At 28.0% G+C, this 20,428-nt stretch carries 21 protein-coding genes, 2 tRNA genes and 1 other RNA gene; 1 reads left to right on the forward strand and 23 read right to left on the reverse strand.

Translation table 11 applies throughout. The features are described 5' to 3' along the window. Window positions 1-8: 8 nt before the first annotated feature. The 15 genes from rodA to HNR35_RS00700 all read right to left on the reverse strand — a co-directional run bounded on the left by rodA (window position 9) and on the right by HNR35_RS00700 (window position 14,953). Window positions 9-1,325, reverse strand: coding sequence for a rod shape-determining protein RodA (rodA, locus tag HNR35_RS00630; RefSeq protein WP_183223601.1), 1,317 nt, complete (start codon window positions 1,323-1,325; stop codon window positions 9-11). 4 nt (window positions 1,326-1,329) lie between these two features. After that, the gene (gene mrdA / locus HNR35_RS00635; protein WP_006433690.1) at window positions 1,330-3,129 is read right to left on the reverse strand and encodes a penicillin-binding protein 2; all 1,800 of its coding nucleotides are present in this window, start codon (window positions 3,127-3,129) and stop codon (window positions 1,330-1,332) included. Next, a complete protein-coding gene (gene mreD, locus HNR35_RS00640; protein WP_006433651.1) occupies window positions 3,129-3,611 on the reverse strand; it encodes a rod shape-determining protein MreD in 483 nt (160 codons plus the stop codon). Before mreD ends, mrdA begins: the two co-directional genes overlap by 1 nt. After that, the gene (gene mreC, locus HNR35_RS00645) at window positions 3,611-4,456 is read right to left on the reverse strand and encodes a rod shape-determining protein MreC (RefSeq protein ID WP_040353478.1); all 846 of its coding nucleotides are present in this window, start codon (window positions 4,454-4,456) and stop codon (window positions 3,611-3,613) included. Before mreC ends, mreD begins: the two co-directional genes overlap by 1 nt. 3 nt (window positions 4,457-4,459) lie before the next feature. Then, on the reverse strand, window positions 4,460-5,509 hold the full coding sequence (locus HNR35_RS00650; protein ID WP_004789620.1) for a rod shape-determining protein: 1,050 nt from the start codon (window positions 5,507-5,509) through the stop codon (window positions 4,460-4,462). Between the two features lie 11 nt (window positions 5,510-5,520). Then, window positions 5,521-6,489 carry a tetratricopeptide repeat protein gene (locus tag HNR35_RS00655; protein WP_183223275.1) on the reverse strand — a complete coding sequence of 323 codons (969 nt, stop codon included), beginning with the start codon at window positions 6,487-6,489 and terminating at the stop codon, window positions 5,521-5,523. A 26-nt stretch (window positions 6,490-6,515) separates the two neighbouring features. Then, window positions 6,516-6,865: RNase P RNA component class A (gene rnpB / locus HNR35_RS00660), an RNA gene on the reverse strand. A gap of 28 nt (window positions 6,866-6,893) precedes the next feature. Continuing rightward, window positions 6,894-7,652 carry a zinc ribbon domain-containing protein gene (locus HNR35_RS00665; RefSeq protein WP_006433766.1) on the reverse strand — a complete coding sequence of 253 codons (759 nt, stop codon included), beginning with the start codon at window positions 7,650-7,652 and terminating at the stop codon, window positions 6,894-6,896. A gap of 14 nt (window positions 7,653-7,666) precedes the next feature. After that, window positions 7,667-9,562: an RNA polymerase sigma factor RpoD gene (gene rpoD / locus HNR35_RS00670; protein WP_183223277.1), complete on the reverse strand. Its 1,896-nt coding sequence runs from the start codon at window positions 9,560-9,562 to the stop codon at window positions 7,667-7,669. A 3-nt stretch (window positions 9,563-9,565) separates the two neighbouring features. Then, window positions 9,566-11,347, reverse strand: coding sequence for a DNA primase (gene dnaG / locus HNR35_RS00675; RefSeq protein ID WP_183223279.1), 1,782 nt, complete (start codon window positions 11,345-11,347; stop codon window positions 9,566-9,568). A gap of 5 nt (window positions 11,348-11,352) precedes the next feature. Then, on the reverse strand, window positions 11,353-12,384 hold the full coding sequence (mltG, locus tag HNR35_RS00680) for an endolytic transglycosylase MltG (RefSeq protein WP_183223280.1): 1,032 nt from the start codon (window positions 12,382-12,384) through the stop codon (window positions 11,353-11,355). A gap of 212 nt (window positions 12,385-12,596) precedes the next feature. Beyond that, a tRNA-Tyr gene (locus tag HNR35_RS00685) sits at window positions 12,597-12,678 on the reverse strand. A gap of 5 nt (window positions 12,679-12,683) precedes the next feature. After that, window positions 12,684-12,757: transfer RNA gene (locus HNR35_RS00690), tRNA-Thr, on the reverse strand. A gap of 88 nt (window positions 12,758-12,845) precedes the next feature. Then, window positions 12,846-13,169, reverse strand: a complete 324-nt coding sequence (locus HNR35_RS00695; protein WP_040353477.1) for a hypothetical protein — start codon at window positions 13,167-13,169, stop codon at window positions 12,846-12,848. 5 nt (window positions 13,170-13,174) lie between these two features. Beyond that, on the reverse strand, window positions 13,175-14,953 hold the full coding sequence (locus tag HNR35_RS00700; protein ID WP_006433711.1) for a hypothetical protein: 1,779 nt from the start codon (window positions 14,951-14,953) through the stop codon (window positions 13,175-13,177). Between the two features lie 121 nt (window positions 14,954-15,074). Between HNR35_RS00700 and HNR35_RS00705 the strand changes: the two genes are divergently transcribed. Continuing rightward, window positions 15,075-16,307 (forward strand): CCA tRNA nucleotidyltransferase, encoded by a 1,233-nt coding sequence (locus HNR35_RS00705; RefSeq protein WP_183223282.1) that lies wholly within the window; start codon window positions 15,075-15,077, stop codon window positions 16,305-16,307. Here HNR35_RS00705 and rnc read toward each other — a convergent pair. From rnc to rimM, 8 genes are all read right to left on the reverse strand, one after another. Further along, window positions 16,278-17,015, reverse strand: coding sequence for a ribonuclease III (rnc, locus tag HNR35_RS00710; RefSeq protein WP_006433783.1), 738 nt, complete (start codon window positions 17,013-17,015; stop codon window positions 16,278-16,280). The genes HNR35_RS00705 and rnc overlap by 30 nt on opposite strands. After that, window positions 17,015-17,257 (reverse strand): acyl carrier protein, encoded by a 243-nt coding sequence (gene acpP, locus HNR35_RS00715; RefSeq protein ID WP_006433795.1) that lies wholly within the window; start codon window positions 17,255-17,257, stop codon window positions 17,015-17,017. Before acpP ends, rnc begins: the two co-directional genes overlap by 1 nt. Window positions 17,258-17,280: 23 nt before the next feature. Continuing rightward, window positions 17,281-17,463 (reverse strand): 50S ribosomal protein L32, encoded by a 183-nt coding sequence (gene rpmF / locus HNR35_RS00720; protein WP_011601176.1) that lies wholly within the window; start codon window positions 17,461-17,463, stop codon window positions 17,281-17,283. 62 nt (window positions 17,464-17,525) lie between these two features. Continuing rightward, a complete protein-coding gene (gene coaD, locus HNR35_RS00725; protein ID WP_006433805.1) occupies window positions 17,526-18,017 on the reverse strand; it encodes a pantetheine-phosphate adenylyltransferase in 492 nt (163 codons plus the stop codon). A gap of 1 nt (window position 18,018) precedes the next feature. Then, complete coding sequence (locus HNR35_RS00730) at window positions 18,019-18,558, reverse strand: hypothetical protein (RefSeq protein WP_183223284.1); 540 nt, start codon at window positions 18,556-18,558, stop codon at window positions 18,019-18,021. Window positions 18,559-18,874: 316 nt separating this feature from the next. Further along, a complete protein-coding gene (gene rplS, locus HNR35_RS00735) occupies window positions 18,875-19,234 on the reverse strand; it encodes a 50S ribosomal protein L19 (protein ID WP_006433763.1) in 360 nt (119 codons plus the stop codon). Then, on the reverse strand, window positions 19,212-19,931 hold the full coding sequence (gene trmD / locus HNR35_RS00740) for a tRNA (guanosine(37)-N1)-methyltransferase TrmD (protein ID WP_006433653.1): 720 nt from the start codon (window positions 19,929-19,931) through the stop codon (window positions 19,212-19,214). Before trmD ends, rplS begins: the two co-directional genes overlap by 23 nt. Further along, window positions 19,928-20,428, reverse strand: a complete 501-nt coding sequence (gene rimM, locus HNR35_RS00745) for a ribosome maturation factor RimM (protein WP_006433733.1) — start codon at window positions 20,426-20,428, stop codon at window positions 19,928-19,930. Before rimM ends, trmD begins: the two co-directional genes overlap by 4 nt.

Consider the following 20,428-nt stretch of genomic DNA (forward strand, 5'->3'; position numbering starts at 1 on the left):
ATAAATTCTCAATCCATAGCAACTATTGATTCAATATTAAAATAAAAAGACATTGCTAAAAAAAATGTAATAGTAGAAGAACCCCCATAAGATAGGAAAGGAAAAGGAATCCCAGTAATAGGGAGAATCCCTAAAGACATTCCAACATTAAAAGAAGTGTGAAAAAATAAAAGTCCTAAAATTCCAGATATTACTAAAGCCATATACCTATCTTGACATTTATTCATTATTATTAAAAATCTAAAAAAAATAAAAAAAAATAATAATAAAATTGTACTAACACCTAAAAATCCAAACTCCTCGGCAAGAATAGAGAAAATAAAATCTGTGCTTTGAGACGGCACATAATTAGCATGGGTATAAGGTCCCTTTAAAAATCCCTTACCTAAAAGACCGCCAGAACCAATTGCTATCTTAACTTGATTTAAATTCCAACCAGCACCTTTAGCATCAATAGCCGGATCTAAGAATACTAAAAACCGTTTAATTTGATAAGTTTTCATTAACTTTGAAAGGACTTTTGAAAACACTATTGAAACCAATAAAATAGAACTTGCAAAAAACACATAAAAATAAATTATTTTAATACTTAAACCATATTTAGTAATAAAAAACCCTAAAACAGAAATCAAAAGTATTAAAAGCAACACCCCCATTATTATTCTAAAATAAAAAGGATTTGAGAATATAAGATAAAATACATTACCCATATTTACCTTATATTCATACCAAACTGGTAAAATTGCAAAAACGAAAGAAAAAAACCCTATCAATGTAAATGCTAAAACATAATGTAAATCTATTCCTGCAAAAAACGAAATAAATATAAAAATAGTTAAATACACTATCGCTGTACCAAAATCGGGTTGCAATAATATAAGAATTACCGATGGAAAAATTAACAAAAATGCAGCAATAAAAATAAAAAATTCATTATAACCTTTCTTTTCATTATAAAATTTTGAAAGTGTTAAAATAACAATAACTTTACCCAATTCAGAAGGTTGTCCCCCAAGTTTCCATATACCAATCCAAGATCTTGCTCCATTTACAGTAGTTCCAAAAAATGCAGTAAAAATTAAAGCCAATATTAATAAAAAATATAAAGGATATATCATACTATAAACAAATTTTAAATCATATTTACCCACTATAAAAATTAGAAAAAATCCAATAATTACCCAAAATGTTTGTTTTATATATTCATTCTTAGTTAAAGATCCACTAATATTATAATCGCTAGAATAAATCAACAATATACCAACAATAGAAACTATAAACAAGCTTATCAAAACCAAATAATCATAATTTTTTCTAAAAACCATTAATTTACCTAAGATACCATGGCCTATAGCCTTTAAGAATATCTTCATAACTTTGATTTGCAAAAATACCTTGCATTATTAAATCTGTAGATTTTGCAGGCCACCAATCCACATTGCTTTTTGCCTCAACCAAACTAAAAACAATAATTTGATTATCAGCTGAACCGTTATAAGGAGCAAGTCCAATAAAAGAACTATTTTCAAAACCATCTATACCGGTTTGACCAGTACCTGTTTTGCCTCCAACTTTAACAGCCTTAGTAAGAATTGCGTATCTTGCTGTACCATAAGTTACAACACTTCTCATATATTTTTTTAGAAGCTTAAATGTGCTCTTACTAATAAGATTTGTCTTTCTTAATATTTCTGGCTTATTCTCAAGAATAACTTCATTCGTACCGCCCTTTAAAATTTTATTTACAATTCTAGGCTTATATACAACACCTTCATTTGCAATCATCGCAACCATATTAACAATCTGCATAGGAGTAGCATTTAAAAATCCTTGACCTATTGAAAAATTTACAGTATCTCCTCCCACCCAAGACTGATTAAAAGTTTTTTCTTTCCACTCAGGACTAGGAAGAAGACCAGATACTTCATTTGGCAAATCAATTCCTGTTTTTTCTCCAAACCCGAATTCTTTTGCATACTTTCTAATTCTATCAATCCCAAGATACTTAAGTCCAAGTGTATAAAAATAAACATTAGAAGAATGCGCAATTGCCTCTTCTAAATTAACATACCCATGACCACCGGGCTTCCAACAATGAAAAATTCTATTTCCAACTTTAAAATACCCAGGACAATAAATTTTACGATCTTTATCTATAACTCTCTCCTCAAGAATAGCAGCAGCAACAACCAATTTAAAAATAGACGCTGGTGGATAAACAGATTGAATCGCTTTATTTAAAAAAGAGTAATCTTCTTTATTATGTTTATTGTAAACATCTCTCATGGAATAATAAGGATAATTGTGAAGAGCAAGAACAGCGCCTGTTGATGGCTTTAATACTACAATAGCACCATACCTTTTGCCCAAAGCATTCTTAGCAAGATCTTGAATATCTTTATTAATATTAAGTACAACATTATTACCTGGTACCATATTTCTTATAATCGAACCATCGTCTATTCTTCTCTCTTTAGAATCCACTTTGTATTTAATTAATCCTTCTTGCCCTCTAATATAATTATCATAAACTTGTTCAATACCTAACTTTCCAATCGTGGAAGTATTATCATACCCACTAACATTATAAAATGTTCTAAGCTCTCTTTGATTTATTTGCCCAACATAACCGATTGAATGCGAATATGAATCGTCAACTAAATAATTACGCTTAAAAGAATAGGTCCATAAAAGAGCAGGATAATAAAACTTTTTTTCAGAAATTTTAAACAACATCTTTGGGGTAAGCTCCATTATTTCAACATCTTTGAGATATCCACCAGGCTCTTGAAGTTTAGATAAAATAATTGATTTATCAATATCTAGGACACTTGATAAAAAGTCAATCATCTCACTTCTAGTATCAACGGGCATATTATAATACTGTTGCAAGCTTATCTTTAAACTAAACATAGTTAAATTATTTGCTAAAATATTAGAATTAGCGTCTAAGATCTCGCCCCTTGAAGCATTAATTTTTTCTAATCTTGATAAAAAAACATTGGCTTCTCTATCGTAAAATAGATGCTTGCCGATTTGCATTTGAAATAAAATCGCTAGATAAAGCACCATAATTAATATTAAAAATAATATACCAAACTTGTATCTAAAATTTGTTATAACACCCACTAATAATCCTCTTTAAAAGAATGAAAATTTCTAGTAAAATAATTTTGAATTGGATATAAAAAGTTAATAAACATTATATTTACAACAAGATCAAGATTAAAAACTGAATAATTAAAAGATTTTAAATCTATAAAATCATACAATACAATAGCCAAAAACCATAATATAGCTTTTGAAAGAATAAAAAATATTGTCATACTAAGCATATTTTTAGGCATTAATAACTTTATTTTATTGTTAAAATAAAATATCAATGTATATCCAAAAACAAAAAATCCAAGTGGTAATCCTGTAAAATAGTCCATAAGAAGACCATATAAAATACTAGATAATAGTCCCACATTAAAAATAAAATTTAAAGAATTAAAAACTAGAAAAATTAAAAAAATATCTATTGAAAAATAAAAATAAGTTGCAAAATAATGTTGGAAAATTTTACCCAAAAACGCACTAGAAATAAAATATGTAAAAAATGATGCCATTATTCGCTAATCTCTTTGTTGTTTTTAACAAGAAAAACATATTCAAGCTTATCTAAAGCTATCGCCGGTTCTACTTCTATTTTTAAAAGAGAATTGTAATCAAGAATATGAAAATTTGTAATCTTTCCAATATAAATGCCAACCGGATATTCACTAAACCCAGCAGTAACAATAGAATCACCTATCTTTAAATCTTTTTCAGCAAGTTTATTAACATAATTCATTTCAAGCTTTTTACCATAACCATTGCCTTCTACAAGACCTATAAACCTGCTACTTTGAATCCTTGCGGACACGAAATTTTCATAATTGGTCAAGGGCAAAATTTTAGCAGTATTAGAATAAACCTTTACAACTTTACCTACAAGACCACTAAATCCATCTTGATATGCAACTGCTATCATATCCTTTTCTATCCCATCATTGAATCCTTTATTAATAGCCATTAATGTCGATATATTTGAATAATTTAGATATATAATCTCTGCTGAAATAAAATCACTAGAACTTGACGAATAAAAATTTAATTGCTCCTTAAGACGAACATTCTCTTGCCTTAGTGACTGTATATTTTGAGTTACTATTTCAAGCTGTTGTATCCTTTTTTTATAAAATTCTATCTTGTCCTTATAATTCTTGTATTCATTTACGGTTTTAAAAACATTGGAAATAAAACTAAAAATCCCATGCATTCTACTTTGAATATAAGAATTAAGAGTAAAAAATAAAAAATTATCTGGTTTTCTCCTTTGAATACTACTTGAATCATAAATCATAAAAACAAGAGAAACTATCAATACTAAAAGCACTTTGATAAAATTCTTGAATTTAACAAGAAAATTCATAACTTATTCATTGATAAAACTGTAAATATTCTTACTAATATCTATTCTATTAGCATAATCATAAAATAAACCAGCACCAACAGCCACAGAGAGCAGCGGATTATCTGCAACATAAACAGGAACTCCAGTCTCTTTTGAAAGAAGCCTATTTAAACCCTTAAGAAGAGCTCCCCCTCCTGTCAAAATGATGCCACGCTCAACAATGTCTGTAGCAAGCTCTGGAGGCGTTGCACCAAGGGTACGCTTAACTTCATCCACAACAATATTAATAGGCTCTTGTAAAGACTCTCTTACTTCCATAGAATCAACAAGCTGCTTTCTAGGAAGACCAGTTACAGCATCTGTACCCTTAATATCTATTTTTTCTACCCTTAAATTTTGAATATCAGGATATACATTTCCTATCTTAATTTTCAATTTTTCTGCTGTCTGTTGACCAATTATAATATTGTGAGAATTTCTCATATACTTTATTATGCTCTCATCAAATTCGTCACCACCAGTCCTAATCGCTCTACTTACAACCATACCACCAAGAGAAATAACCGATATTTCTGTAGTTCCACCCCCAATGTCACACACCATGTGTCCTGTAGGTTCAAAAATAGGAATATCAGATCCAATAGCAGCTGCAAGGGATTCTTCTATTACCTTAACTTCTCTTGCGCCAGCATTCATTGCACTCTCTTTTACAGCTCTTCGTTCAACCTCTGTAATGCAAGTTGGAACACCTATTACCATTCTCGGCTTAAAAAACAATTTTTTACGAGAAAAAATTTGATTAATAAAATACTTAATCATCTTCTCTGTATTTTCAATATCAGCAATAACCCCATCTCTAAGCGGTCGCACAGCTTTAATATTTTCTGGAGTTTTCCAAAGCATTTTTTTAGCATTTCGGCCAACTGCAACGACTTTATTCCCCTTAGTAATATCTATTGCAACAACAGAAGGCTCACTCATAACCACACCATAATCTTTAATATAAACTAACGTATTACATGTTCCAAGATCAATACCAATATCTATCAAAAAAGACTTAAACAAATTCAAAATCAACCTCCCTAAAAATCTTCCAAAGTAATTCCAAGCCTCTCTCTTGCTGCTTCTAAATAAGGATTGAGATTGAGAGCTTCTCTCCAGTATTTTCTAGCTTTAGGATAATCTTTATCTCTCTTCCTATATATATCTCCTATTTTAACATAAACACTAGAATTTGAACTATTAATTTCTAGAACTTTATTATAGTAATTAAAAGCATTGTCATAGTCACCTTTATCTAATAGAATGTCTCCATAAAGCAAATATACCTTTTGAATTAAATTTTCATCCGTTTTCTCACCTTTTGACAATTTGCCTTTCTCTTCTTCTATTATTTTTTTTATATACTCGATGCTTTTGTTTATATCATTTAACTTATAATTAACATAAGCCAAACTCCAAAGAACTAAATCAGATTTATTCTGATTATAAGCTTTTTCAAAAAACTTTAAACTGGACTTGTAATCTCTTAAAAGTTGATACGAATATCCCAAATATTCAAAAATATCTTCCTTAATGTTCATAAAATCAAAATTATCAACACTTAAAGCCTTCTTCAAAAATTTTACAGCAAGTTCACTATAAAACTCTCCTTTATGAGAATATGCTTTTCCTAATATATAATATAAAGGGCCTATAGAAACTCCATTATTTATAGAAATTAAAAATCTTAATCTTTCTATGGATTTATCTAAAAATTCTCCTTTTAAATATCCTTCATTTACTATTAAAGAATAATAAAAATATGAAAATCCCAAAAGCAAATTTAAATTAAAATCAAATCTATGATTTTTAATATCATTCTCAGCATAATCTATTATTTCTTTATATTCTTTTTTATCCCATAGCAAAAGCAAATCAACCTGCGTTGGCCCTGCTTTTAAATAAGAATTAGAAAAAGATTTAAAATATGATAAAATATAATAAATTAAAAATATAAAAATGAAAATCATAAATAAATAAAAAACATATCTTAAATATCTTATTTCCATTTGAAACTCTCTTTTAGGTTTATAAAATTAAGCTGACACCCATAAGCCGAGTTCTGTACTATGCCATCATCTCTCTTGTTTTTTTATTGCTAAAAAAATCATGCGATCTACCCATAAGCATGCTCTCAAGAACAAAGAAAGCTTATATACTTGATCTTGCTCCTAATGAGGTTTATCTTGCCTATATTTATTGCTAAATAAGCGGTGAGCTCTTACCTCACCTTTTCACCCTTACCTTTTATGGCGGTAATTTTCTGCGACACTTTCTTAGGTTTAAAACCCCTAGGCATTACCTAGCATTATGTTCTTATTGGAGCTCGGACTTTCCTCTTAAGCTTTAATTATTATAAAACTAAGCGATGGCTGGCTGTCAGCTTAAATAAAAAGTATCAAATTAATAAATTTTATTCAACAAGATCCGCCAAACTACCAGGAATTATTTCATCACTTATTCGAATTTTATCCTGATAATAGAGTATTCTACTGCAATAAGGACAAAATTTAATATCATTGGGTTCACGTCTTACTTTATTTGCAAATTCAATAGGAAGTATCATATGACAACCTTTGCAAACATTATTAATTAAAGGCACAACTCCATTTGATTTATTTCTTATTATTCTTTGAAATTTAAATAAAAAATCCTCATTCATTTTAGAAGCGCAATTTAACTCTTCACTCTCTATTTCTAAAAGTTTCTTTTTAATTTCTAAAAGCTCTAACTCTAAACTATTGCTTTCAGACCTAAAACATTCCTCTTCTTTGCTATGCTTTTCATTAACATCTGATATTTCCTTTTCTATTTTAGCTTTAAGTCCATTAACATGTGTCATCTTTTTTCTAACTGTAACTTCATCGTCAATAATAATCTGAAGTTCTTTTTCAAGAGCCTCATATTCTCTTTGCGTTTTAATGCTATCAATTTTTTCTTCTGCCCTACTCTTTCTGAAATTAATATCTTGAATATCTAACTTTAAAGCAGAATCTTCTTTTTGATATTCCTTAAACTTTTGTTGTAAATCAATAAGAACTTTAGATAATTCTTCAATCTGAATTTTTTTCATCTCTAAATACTTAGGAATACTTTTTCTCCTTTCCTCAAGCTCAAATTTAGACTTATATATAACTTCAAGTTTTTTTAATGTATCAATATTATTCTCCATCAATCCCCCATTGTTTAATTTAAATCTTCAAGATAATCTTTTAATTTTTGAGTTTTTTTAGGATTTTTAAGCCGCCTTAATGCCTTAGACTCAATCTGCCTAATTCTTTCTCTTGTAACATTAAAATGAAGCCCAACCTCTTCAAGAGTTAAAGAATAACCATCTTCAAGTCCAAATCTCATTTTTACAACTTCTTGCTCTCTTTCAGGAAGAGTTCCAAGAATTGCTCTTATTTGATCTTGCAAAACTACAAAGGACGTGTGATTCGCAGGATTTTTTATTGCCTTATCCTCAATAAAATCACTAAGAACAGAATCTTCCTCTTCCCCAATTGGTGTTTCAAGAGAAACAGGCTCTCTTGAAACACTTTTTACAGTTTTAACCTTTTTAAGCTCCCACCCAAGTCTGTCTGAGAGCTCTTCATCTGTAGGGTCTTTCCCTAAAACTTGAATTAAATACCTAGTTTCCCTGTTAAGTCTATTTATTTGTTCAATCATATGTACAGGAACTCTAATTGTTCGAGCTTGATCGGAAATAGATCTTGTTATGGCCTGTCTAATCCACCAAGTAGCATAGGTTGAAAACTTAAACCCCCTCTTATATTCAAACTTTTCAACAGCTTTAATTAATCCAATATTACCTTCTTGAACAAGGTCAAAAAAATGAAGACCTCTGTTTGCATATTTTTTAGCAATGCTTACAACAAGCCTTAAATTAGCCTTAATCAACTGATCTTTAGCATGTTGCATCATTTGTTTTCCTTTGGCAATCTCTTCAGACATGCTTATTATTTTATCCATTGGATATTCATAATACATTTCAATTCTCTCAAGTTCTTTTTGAGCAAGCTGAGCCTCTGTAATTTGCTCTTTAATAGCATCTTCTTTTAATTTAAGAGATTTTTCTATCTCTATCCTTTTTTCAGCAATAGTCAAATCTCTTCCAAGCACCCTTAAATCTCTTATTTTTTCAATTTTCAACCTACTTAGAATTATTCTTTGCTGTCTTTGCAAATCCCTTATTTTATTAGCAGAATCAATATAATCATCTGAAAAGATCCTTAATTCATCTTGATACAAGGGAATATCTCGTAAAAGCTCTTTTAGGGCTAATCTCTCCTTTTTTAAATTCTTTTCAAAAATATCTCCCCCAAGCTCATATACCCTATGCTTATTATCTACATAACTTATCAAACGATCTTGAATTGGTTTTAAAGGAATTTTATAAAAAGAGGCAATTCTTTTTTTTTTATTATAGTAATCAGGGTTACTCTCTTTATCTCTATCCTTTTCTCTTTTGAAAAATTCTTCCCTTTCCATTCTTGAATAAATAGTATTAACAAGATTATAATAGTTTTCTATAACAAGTCCCTCATTTTTAAGAATATTCTCAATTATACTCTCCCCAGAATCCATTTGCTTTGCAAGTTCAACTTCTTGATTTCCTGTTAATAAGAACTCTTTTCCTATTTCTTTTAAATAAAGCTTTATTGGATCTTCTGAATGACTATCCTTTAAAACATTACTTTTAATATATCCTGAACCTAAGTCATCCTTAACAGAAATACCTTCTTCATCACAATCATCCAGCTTGACATCAATATCAACATCTTCTTCGTCACTTTGAAAACCATCATCTAAAACTATAAAGCTTCTATCAGAATCAATCTCCATTTCTTCCTCTTCTTCATTTCCATCTTCGGTGCCAACTAGATCTAATTCCGAAATTTTATTAACCAAACTTATTCCCTTATCCTCAAGCACTGAGCAAATACAATCAAGAATCTCTGGTTCTAATATGTCATCAGGAAGCAAATTTGATAATTCACTAAAACTAAGAGATTTTCTATCCCCCAAATTAGTAATAATACTCTCTATCAGCTTCGAATATTTCTTTTCCAAATCCGACAAAACTTAACTCCCTGGAACATCGTCTATGTAGATTTTTAAATTTTTTCTCTGCATATTTAAAAACATTAACTCATTTATTTGAATCTTAGCACTTACCAAAGAATCCCCTTCATATCTTTTTTTGCAAAGCACAACACGAGAATCTAATTTTCTCCTCTTGATTGCAAGTAAAACATGAATGAGCGTTTCGTCGTCCACTTCAAATTCAGAATTTAAAATTTCTTCAAAAAAGATTTCACTAACTTTATATGTATCCTTTAAATTTCTTTTTAAATCCATCAATGAAAAATCTTCATTATTTTCAAATAAATCCTCAAAGCACATAAAAACTTTTCTGGCATTAACATCAATTAAATCGCTATCAATAATATTGCGCCTTATTATACCAAAATAACTAAAATTTTTCAACAAAGCTACTATTAAATACCTCTCATAAGAATCATCATTATGAGCATACAAATTTCTTTTATTATTGTCAACTGCAAATCTTTCTTTTATCCTATAATAATCTTTTAATAAAATTGCCACACCAATACCAAGTTTATTGCTTAATTTGTCTAAAAAAATTTTTTTCTGAGTATCCACTTTTGATAAATTAATCAAATTTAAAAATAAATTAATCATCGCATTTAAATCTACAGTCTTATTTAAATCATATTTATTAGAATAAACATCTAAGAGATAGTCAAAAGCATCGCATCTATTATTTAAAATTTCCTGCAAAAAATCCTTACCTTCACTTTTAAGAACATCTGCAGGATCACGACCAAAATCCATTTTAACAACACTAACATTAATATTAAATGGCAAACAAATTTGATAAGCTTTTAAAGTTGCAGAAAGTCCAGCATCATCACTGTCAAAAGAAAATATTACCTCATCAGCATATCTTTGAATCAAAGCTAGGTGTTCTTTTGAAAAAGAAGTACCAAGAGTTGATACAGCTCTCTTAATCCCAGATGTAAAAAAAGCAAGAACATCTATATACCCTTCTACTAATATGATTGACTTTGTAGATTTAATCTCATCAAGTCCCTCATAAAATCCATAAAGAAGCTCCTTTTTTTTAAAAACTTCAGTTTCACTTAAATTAATATACTTAGAACCTTTCCCATCCAAATCTCGACCCCCAAAACCAACAACATTTCCTTTAAAATCTTTAATTGGAAAAATCAATCTTTGAGATAAAATGGAAGCCTTGGGATTTGCTTTTGAAAATAATCCACTTTTTCTTAGTATTTCAAAAGAATATCCTTTTGAAACTAAAAACCCGTGAAGCTCTAAACCATCTTTAACATTAAGTGGTAAATAACCAAGTTCAAATAAATCAACAACTTCCTTAGATATTGCTCTACTCTTTAAAATGTAATCTAAAGCCTTTTTGTTTTTATTTAAAAAAAATTTAATAGTATTGACTAATCTAGAATTCAGAGAATAAATTTCTAAAATTATATCTTTATTTTCATTTTTTTTTAAACTTTCCCTACTTATTTTTAAATCATCATAATAAATGCCAAACTTTTCACATAAAATCTTAAGAGCATTATTGTAATTGATCTTCTCCATATCCATTAAAAATCCAATAACATCCCCACCCTTTTTACATCCAAAACAATAAAAATATCCTTGCAAAGGATTTACAAAAAAAGAAGGGGTTTTCTCAGCATGGAAAGGACAAAGCCCTTTATAAGTAGATCCCGATTTAACAAGTTTAATATATTGCTCTACAACAACTACAATATCAAATTTAGTTTTAATTGAAGATGCAGTTTGTAAATACTCCATACTTCTTAATCCTTAGTAATAAAATTTTTAATATAATCTTTTGCTCCTAAAAGATGTGAAGAATAATCTGATGAAAATTGATGTGTACCTAACTTAGAATCATTTACCACAAAAAATAAATATTGCGTATTTTTTGGGAAAAAAGCTGCTTGTAGCGAAATAATACCAGCATTTGAAATTGGAGTAGGAGGATAACCTTTATTAATATATGTATTATAAGGAGAATTTATCTCTAAATCTGAAAAATAAATTCTTTTGGGATGGCTTCGGCCCAACTCTTCTGTAAGAACATATTCAATAGTAGCGCAAGATTGTAATGCCATATCAGATTTTATTCTGTTATAAAAAACCGAAGACATTATTGAGGCTTCACTTTTAACCCTATACTCACGCTCAACAATAGATGCTATTATCACTTTATTGTAAAAATCCTTGCTTGAATAATCATTAAAAATAACACCTATAGATTTAAGCTTATTTAAAAAATTATCAACAAACATACGAACAACATTCTTTATTTCTATACCTTTATAAAATTTATAAGTATCTGGAAATAAAAATCCTTCAAGAGAGTCGTAATCAAATCCAAGTTCATAAATAAAAGATTTTTCGTTGATCAAAAAAATAAAATCTTGAACATCATCAATGACAGCAAATTCTTTAAGCTTAAAAGCAATTCTTCTGCTGGTATACCCTTCAGGTATTGTAACATCAATATTAACGTTAGAAGATCCCTTTAAAAACTCTTTATATATCTCAAATGTAGAAAGATCGCTGTTTATTAAATATCTTCCCTCTTTAAATTGTTTGTCACTACCAAAAATATACGAAATAAAAACAAGAAGCAATTCGGATTTAATTAACTTTTGCTTTTTCAATTCTTTAGCTATTTTTTTAACTCCCCAACCTTTCTCAACACCAAATTCATAAACCAAACCATTTGCCAAAGCAGATAAGTTTAAAAAATATATAAAAATTGACAAAATAGATACTAAAAAGAAAAAAAGAATAAATACTTTCCCAATTTTAATAAGCACACGAATCTCCTAGCCAAACAAAAGTATTTGCTAATTGCTTTTTAGTTATCAATTGAAACTTTTAATTTGATAACTAAAATCATATTTTATAACCAATAAGAACTTTTCTAAACAGACAAAAAATACAAGCCCACAATAAAACAATATAACACATTCAAAAGATCACTATCAAAAAATTATTAAAAAGGCAATAGCTCATAATTTCAATAAACTGGGGAGGGTGGGATTCGAACCCACGTAGGCAAAGCCAACAGATTTACAGTCTGCCCCGGTTAACCACTTCGGTACCGCCCCTAAAAAGCCGACTGTCGGAGTCGAACCGACGACCTGCGGTTTACAAGACCGCTGCTCTGGCCAGCTGAGCTAAGTCGGCAAATAACAAACTAATAGTTAGTTTATAAAAATAAAATTCATTAGTCAATAGAATAATGGCAAATAATTAATGCTGCCTTTTTATCAATCTATTTGTTGCCAGAAAGAAAAATTTTAAAAACAAGAGCACAAACAAAAATCACAAAACTAAAAATTAAAATTGAATAATAATTAATTTTCTTATTTCTCAATAAATAAAAAAATATCAGCCTAGTAGATTCAAGCCCAAAAGAAACAGAACTTAAAATAATAGTAAGATTAAGATAAAATTTCTGAAAATTGTAAACAAAAATATTGTAAGAACCGGCCAAAAAAACGAATAAACTCAATAAAGAATTTAAAAATAATACAATAACCAAGATTCTAATAAAATTTGAAAAACGTTTTAGATTTTTTACTTTAAAAACTTGCATGAAATTTATAAATTTTTTATTATGAAAAGCGCTTGATTGATAATTTCTAAAAGATTACCAATAACATCAGCTAATGTAATTTTTTTATTTTCATTTGCCATTGACTTGTAAGAAACTGTTAAAGATTTTCGAATAAAAACATTTTGATTTTCTAAAAGGGCTAAACATCTCTTTTTAAGCTCAATAAAATAATCTACAAATCTATTTGAAATCTTATCAATAGAAACCGATTCATTTAAACACCACTTCAAAATCCTTTCCCTATAAGAATCATCAATTTTGCTCTCTCTTTTATGCCTTTCAAATTCTTCATTTTTATAATCAATCTCAAAGTAAATATTATAAATTTCTTTTTTTAAAATAGTAATATTATTTTCAATGTCAACATATATATTCCTTAAATCGTGATTATTAATTAATACGACATTATTTATAGTTCTTAAAACTTCCATCATTCTAATATCATAGATGTTTTTAAAAAAATAATTAAGAAAATATAACTTTTTAAAACTATAATGACCAAGATTTAATTCGTTAAAAATCTCACCCTTTAAATTTAAAATTACACCAGGATCTCTAACAAGTCTTTTTATTTCTTTAACTACAAGAACTTTTAAAGAACTATCATGTCTTTTAACAGCCTGACCCATAACATTTAAAAATAAAATGCTCTCATAAAAATTTTTCACATCAAAAAATGGTACATATTTTTTAGGAGATGCAACTGGATTTTTGCAATACACCCTAAAAACATCCAAGTAAGGCAAAGTTCTAGACAAACCAACAATCTTAGATACAACCGATAAAACATTTTTCAATACATATTCCACTCGAGACAAATGATCTTCTCTTGAAATTATTTCTGAATTACTAATATCATCAGATATTAAAAAATAATTTGATATAATACTTTTAACAATATCCACATCTATCTCAATATCTTTTAATGTATACAAAATGTCAAAAAAATAATTCAAATACTTACTAACACTCGAAAAGCTGACTCCAAATCCAACTTCAAGGTCAAGGTCAACAATGCTAATATTTTCAACATCATCTAAAAAATCTACATTGAAAAATGAAAAAAAAGATTTGTAAGGGAAAAACGCCAAACTATTAAAAACATAATAAAACTCAAACATATCAGAAACAGTTTTGTAAGTATTAAATGAAATAGAATTAATATACTCATTTATCTTAACTTTAAGAGATTCCTCTAAATCGTTTTGGGTCTTTTCTTTTTTCAAAAAAAGCTCATATTCATCCTCATCCAAAAAATCTTCCAAATTTTTCTTAGAATGAAGAACTTTATTTTGAATAAGTTCTAAAATAGTTTGCTCAACAACAATGCCACCTTTTTCTAATTTCTTAAAAAATTCTTTCAATTCCATTGAATATCGGCAAACACTAAAAAACATTTCTACAAAACCAAAATACAAACATTCTTTTTTAAAATCTATTACTGGATGTTTGCACATTTCATTAATTTGATTTTCTATGTTTTTTATAACATAAGATTTATAAATATCTTCTTTACTTTTATCCTTCTGAAAAAAATTTAAAATAGTTAACCACATTCTCATAAGAAATGATTCTTCCATTAAACGCCCTGAAAGGAATTTTTCAAGTTGAGAATCAACATCAGGCTCGCTACTACAATTAGGCAAAACAAACTCAGAAGATTTTAAACCCAAGCTCTTTCTTATATCATTCATCAACCTATTTTTAGTCTCTTTTGAAAGCTGCCCTATAGCGTTGTATACATTATTGTTATTAGCACTCATAAAACCCCAATAAAACCATTTAAAAAAATAAAAGCATTACTTACAACATACTTCAAATAAATTAAAATTGTAAATCAATTTTAGAAAAAAATATTTACAATATAATATAATATAATTTTATATGAACCTAGGAAAGGATAATCAAAATATAACTAAAATTGGTAAAATTTTTAAAAAAAATAACTACGAATTTTATTTAGTTGGAGGCGCTTTAAGAGACTTACTACTTAATAAACAACCTTGCGATTTTGATTTTGCAACAAATGCAACTCCTGAAGAAATAATAAAATTATTTCCAAATAACATTAAAACAGGAATAAAGCACGGTACAATTGGTATTATTTTTAATAAAAAAATCTTTGAAATCACTACATATAGAATAGAAAAAGAATATGAAAAAAAAAGAGCACCTAAACAAGTAGAGTATACTAAAAATTTAATTAAAGATCTTAAAAGAAGAGACTTCACAATCAATGCAATTGCAATGGATATTTTCAACTTTAACATAATAGATTGCTATGATGGGAAAAAAGATCTTAATAAGAAAATAATAAGATGCATAGGAAATCCAAATAAAAGGTTTGAAGAAGATGCCCTAAGAATACTAAGAGCAGCAAGATTCTCATCCACACTTAATTTTAATATTGAAAAAAATACTTTAATCTCAATGAAATACAAAAAAGAAAATATTTTAATGATTTCAAAGGAAAGAATAAAAAATGAATTTCACAAATTACTAGAAGGAACAAATATACAAAAAGGAATTTATTATCTTAAAAAAGTTGATTTTTTTAAGAATTTTTTTAATCTAGAAATAAAAACAAAATTAATAAAAAAAACTGCTCTACTTAACAAAAACAAATTTTATCTAAAGGCAATTACTATATTGACAATTAAAAAACCTATAAAAGAACTAGAAGAAAGCTTAACTTTACTTAAATTCTCAAATAAAGAAATTAAGTTAATTTTATTTTATAGAAGCATAATCGATGATAACAATATTTTTAATGTCAAAAAATTAAGTGATATTAGATACTTGCTTAGCAAAAGCACAAGAGAACATTATAAAGAAATAATTGATATATACAAGGCACTCAAAGGGAAAAAGAAAAAATATTTATTTATAATAAAAAACATAAAAAGAAAAAAATTGCTAAAAAGCCCCCTCTCTTTAAAAGACTTAAAAATAAACGGGAAAGATGTACAAAATCTAGTACAAATAGAAAATAAAAATATAGGTAAAATTTTAAATTTATTGCTAAATTATGTAATTGAAAACCCTAAGCTTAATACTAAAAATTGCCTTATAAAAAAAATAAAAATCTTAAAGGTTAATATCTTCCATAGCTTTTAAAGCTACTTCAGCTGCCCTCATTTCGGCCTCTTTTTTAGATTTGCCTTTTCCGTTTGATATAAACTTTTCTCCAACGTAAAGCTCAACACAAAAAACTTTATCATGATCTGGACCTATTTCTTTGTCTAGCTTATAACTTGGCGAGATTTTATATTTCTTTTGAACATATTCCTGCAACAAACTCTTATAATCTTTAAAATCTCCCCTATTAAACATTAATCTTATATACATGTCAAAAAGTCCAACCACAAATTCTGTTGCTATTGAAAACCCACTATCAAGATAAATCGCGCCTACAAAAGCTTCAATAGCATCTGCAAGAATGCCTTTTTTATTTCGACCATCATTACTCTCCTCTCCTCTGCCAAGCAAAATATAAGAACCAAGATCAATCTCTCTAGCAATGCTAGATAGGGAATCTTCACTAACAATATAAGACCTAGCCTTGCTAAGCTCCCCTTCACTTTTATTTGGATAAGTTTTATATAGATGATCTGTGATAATTAAATTAAGCACAGAATCTCCCAAAAATTCTAATCTCTCATTATTGCCAGATTTTTGATCCAACTCATTAGAATACGACGAATGGCTCAATGCTGTATTTAATAAATCAAAATTATTAAAATCAATACTCAAATTTTCCAAAAATTCACTCAATTGAGCTTTTCTTTCACTACTAAAACAAAAATCGGAAGAATTTTTTTTCATCAACCTTTTCTCTTTTTAATAAAATTAACAACATCTCCCACTGTCTCAAATTCATTGGCTTCGTTCTCTGGGATCTTATCATTAAAAGCCTCTTCAAGTAAATACAAAAGCTCATAAATATCAAGACTATCTGCATTAAGATCCTCAACAAATCTAGAGTCTATAGTAATTTCATCTTCTTTTTTATCAAGCTGCTCAGATATAATAGATCTAACCTTGCTAAAAATTTCATCATTATCCATGAATATACCTTCCTTGCTACAAACTACAAACTTATTTCTAGATATTGGTTGTTTCTATAATATCCACATTTTAAACAAATTCTGTGTCTCACTACAAGATTGCCACAATTAGAACATTCTTGAAATTGTGGAATTTTCTTCCTCATATTTATACTACGCCTTGTTCTACTCCTAGATTTTGAAGGCTTAAATTTTGGAACAGCCATTACTTTCTCCTACTACTTTTAAACTACATTAAATTATCTTAATAATATATATATTAACCAAGTCATTTGTCAATAAACTTAGATTTCAATCTATTGAAAACCAATTCTGGAACAAAATGAGAAAGATCAACATCCTTTTTCCCCATCAATTCCTTTACAAAATCTGACCTTATGTATAAATGTTCTGCACTACTTGGCAAAAATATAGTATCAATTTTAAAATTTAACTTATTATTAACAAGATATCTCTCAAACTCTATATCAAAATCATTAAAAGCCCTAATTCCCCTAACAATAAATTTAATAGAATTAACTAATGCATAATCAACAATAAAACCACTATAACTATCTACAAATACATTTAAAAAATTTAAAGAAGAAATAACATCTTTTGTAAGACTAAACCTCTCAATATCGCTTAGTAAATATTTTTTTGATTTGTTTTTAGCTACCAAAACAACAACTTTGTCAAAAATAGCCAATGATCTTTTAATTAAATCAATATGCCCCCAGGTAATCGGATCAAAAGATCCAGGAAAAACTGCCACCTTCATATCAAGAAAGCCTAAACCCCCTATTAATATCTTTAAGAATTTTTTTTCGCCATATTGGTTGTTCTTCTAAATTTTCAAATTCAATTTCTTTAATAATTTTGAAATATAAATATTCTCCCCTAGAGGATGTATCCACAATAACAAATTTACCAACACCCTTATAAACTAATTTTTCATTACTTGAAAGATTATTTTCAACTGTTAATTTGTTGATAGCACAATCAAAATGAACAGGTTTATCTTCATTTTCAACTTTTAAAGACATACTAAAAACAAGATCATTTATTTTTTTTTCGCAAATAGCGCAAGCAATATTAAGATTTATTCTTGTTTTAAACTTTATATTTTTTCTTCTAGATTTACCTTTAAAAATATTTTGTTTATCTGCATTAAAACCAGTCGATCTATTATCAAAACTGTTTAACGGGGCAACATTTTGACTTTTGCTCTCAGAATTTAATCTTTTATTTTTAAAACCATAAAAACGCTTATTAAATTTCTGAAAATTACTACTCTTAAACTTACTTTGAGTATATTTCAAAATCAACTCTCCTTAATGAAAATAAATATTTATCCTACAAAAAATAAAAACAAAATTTTAAATTTTTAAGCTTTTTAAAAGCAAGAGTCCAACTAAATACATTGAAATTAATCAGAATGGTTAATTAATGCCCTTAATCGCAATAAATGCACTATCAAGTTTGTTAAAATCACTTTTTTAAAAGTAAAAACCCTAAATCTTAAATAAAGATTAACAAAACAAAGGACCATTTAAAAATATTTTTTAATTATTATCTAATTTAATTCATCTCAAGCTCAATTTGCCAAAATATTTAAAATAACTTAAAAACTAATGCTCAACCTTTTTTAATATTAAGACGCTCCTTTATCTTCATAGCAGCCTTGCCAATTCTATTCCTCATATAATAAAGCTTAGCCCTTCTAACCTTTCCCCTTCTTAAAACTTCAACTTTTTCTATAATAGGAGAATATACTGGAAAAATTTTTTCAACACCTATTCCTGAAGAAATTTTTCTAACCAAAAATGTTTTGCCAATTCCCTTATTTTGCAAAGAAATAATAATTCCCTCAAAGCTCTGCAACCTTTCATTATTACCTTCAATAATTTTATAAACAACCTTTACAGTATCTCCTACATTAAAAACAAAAGCCTCATCTCTTTTATTCTGAGCTTCAATTTTTCTTATCAAATCCATTATCTTCTCCTATTTTCTTTAAATATTTAAGGTATAAATCATATCTATTTTTTTTAGTTTTTTCTATAGCTTTAAAAAGCCTCCAATTCTTTATATTCTCATGATGCCCTGAAATAAGAACTTCTGGAACCTTTATCCCCATAAAATCATAAGGCCTAGTATAATGGGGATATTCAAGCAAACCATTTTTAATGCCAAATGATTCTTCTAATAAAGAATTGGGATTTATTACTCCATCTATTAATCTATATACACTATCTATTAAAACAAGAGCCGCAATCTCCCCTGAAGATAAAACATAATCTCCAATAGAAATCTCAAAATCAACATATAAATCCATAATACGTTGATCAATTCCTTCATATCTTCCACAAATTATAACAATTTCTTCTCTTTTTGACAAGGAATGTGCTAACTCTTGGGTATACTTTATGCCAGAAGGACTTAAAAATATTGTTGTTTTCTTGGTGGCTTTTACATGTTCAAGAGCAAAAGACATAGGCTCAGCCCTTAATACCATCCCGGCACCGCCTCCGTAGGGCAAATCATCGCACCTTTTATGCTTATCTTTTGAAAAATCTCTAACATTAACAAGCTCAAAACTTACTATTCCCTTGTTAATAGCTTTTTTCATTATTGAATTTTCAAAAAATGGCTTAATTATTGCTGGAAAAAGTGATATAACCGTAAATTTCATTTTAAAAGATCTAAAACCTTAAGCTCAATTGTTTTTTCTCCTGTATCTATATCTCCAATATAAATACTCAAAAAGGGAATAAAAAAAAATTTAATACCCACTTTGACCTCAAGAAATACATTGTTTAAATATTCAAAAAAAGCTACAACTTCTCCCAACTTTCTATTATCATTAACAACAGTATATCCAATCAATTTCCCCAAATAATATTCGCCTTCTTTTAAACTCGATGCAAGCGAATCATCCACCCACAATTCAAAACCAATCAAAGGCTTAACTAACTCTGGGGTATTAATCCCTTCAAACTTCAAAAATAAAGAATTACTCTTTATATTAACATCTACAACTTTAACTTCAATAGCAAAACCATTACTTTTTTTTAAAAGGACTTTATTGTTCTTTAGGTTAATAAAATCACAAAAATTATTGGATATGCTTTTAATCCTAGCATATCCATTAACTCCATAAGACGATAATATTACGCCTTTAACAAACAT

This window comes from Borreliella spielmanii, from assembly GCF_014201705.1.
Lineage (GTDB): Bacteria > Spirochaetota > Spirochaetia > Borreliales > Borreliaceae > Borreliella > Borreliella spielmanii.

Coding starts and splice junctions, on each gene's coding strand:
- rodA (WP_183223601.1), bottom strand. CDS start 1,325: ATGGTTTTTAGAAAAAATTATGATTATTTGGTTTTGATAAGCTTGTTT.
- mreD (WP_006433651.1), bottom strand. CDS start 3,611: ATGGCATCATTTTTTACATATTTTATTTCTAGTGCGTTTTTGGGTAAA.
- mreC (WP_040353478.1), bottom strand. CDS start 4,456: ATGAATTTTCTTGTTAAATTCAAGAATTTTATCAAAGTGCTTTTAGTA.
- HNR35_RS00655 (WP_183223275.1), bottom strand. CDS start 6,489: ATGGAAATAAGATATTTAAGATATGTTTTTTATTTATTTATGATTTTC.
- HNR35_RS00665 (WP_006433766.1), bottom strand. CDS start 7,652: ATGGAGAATAATATTGATACATTAAAAAAACTTGAAGTTATATATAAG.
- dnaG (WP_183223279.1), bottom strand. CDS start 11,347: ATGGAGTATTTACAAACTGCATCTTCAATTAAAACTAAATTTGATATT.
- HNR35_RS00695 (WP_040353477.1), bottom strand. CDS start 13,169: ATGCAAGTTTTTAAAGTAAAAAATCTAAAACGTTTTTCAAATTTTATT.
- HNR35_RS00700 (WP_006433711.1), bottom strand. CDS start 14,953: ATGAGTGCTAATAACAATAATGTATACAACGCTATAGGGCAGCTTTCA.
- HNR35_RS00705 (WP_183223282.1), top strand. CDS start 15,075: ATGAACCTAGGAAAGGATAATCAAAATATAACTAAAATTGGTAAAATT.
- rnc (WP_006433783.1), bottom strand. CDS start 17,015: ATGAAAAAAAATTCTTCCGATTTTTGTTTTAGTAGTGAAAGAAAAGCT.
- acpP (WP_006433795.1), bottom strand. CDS start 17,257: ATGGATAATGATGAAATTTTTAGCAAGGTTAGATCTATTATATCTGAG.
- rpmF (WP_011601176.1), bottom strand. CDS start 17,463: ATGGCTGTTCCAAAATTTAAGCCTTCAAAATCTAGGAGTAGAACAAGG.
- coaD (WP_006433805.1), bottom strand. CDS start 18,017: ATGAAGGTGGCAGTTTTTCCTGGATCTTTTGATCCGATTACCTGGGGG.
- rplS (WP_006433763.1), bottom strand. CDS start 19,234: ATGGATTTGATAAGAAAAATTGAAGCTCAGAATAAAAGAGATGAGGCT.
- trmD (WP_006433653.1), bottom strand. CDS start 19,931: ATGAAATTTACGGTTATATCACTTTTTCCAGCAATAATTAAGCCATTT.
- rimM (WP_006433733.1), bottom strand. CDS start 20,428: ATGTTTGTTAAAGGCGTAATATTATCGTCTTATGGAGTTAATGGATAT.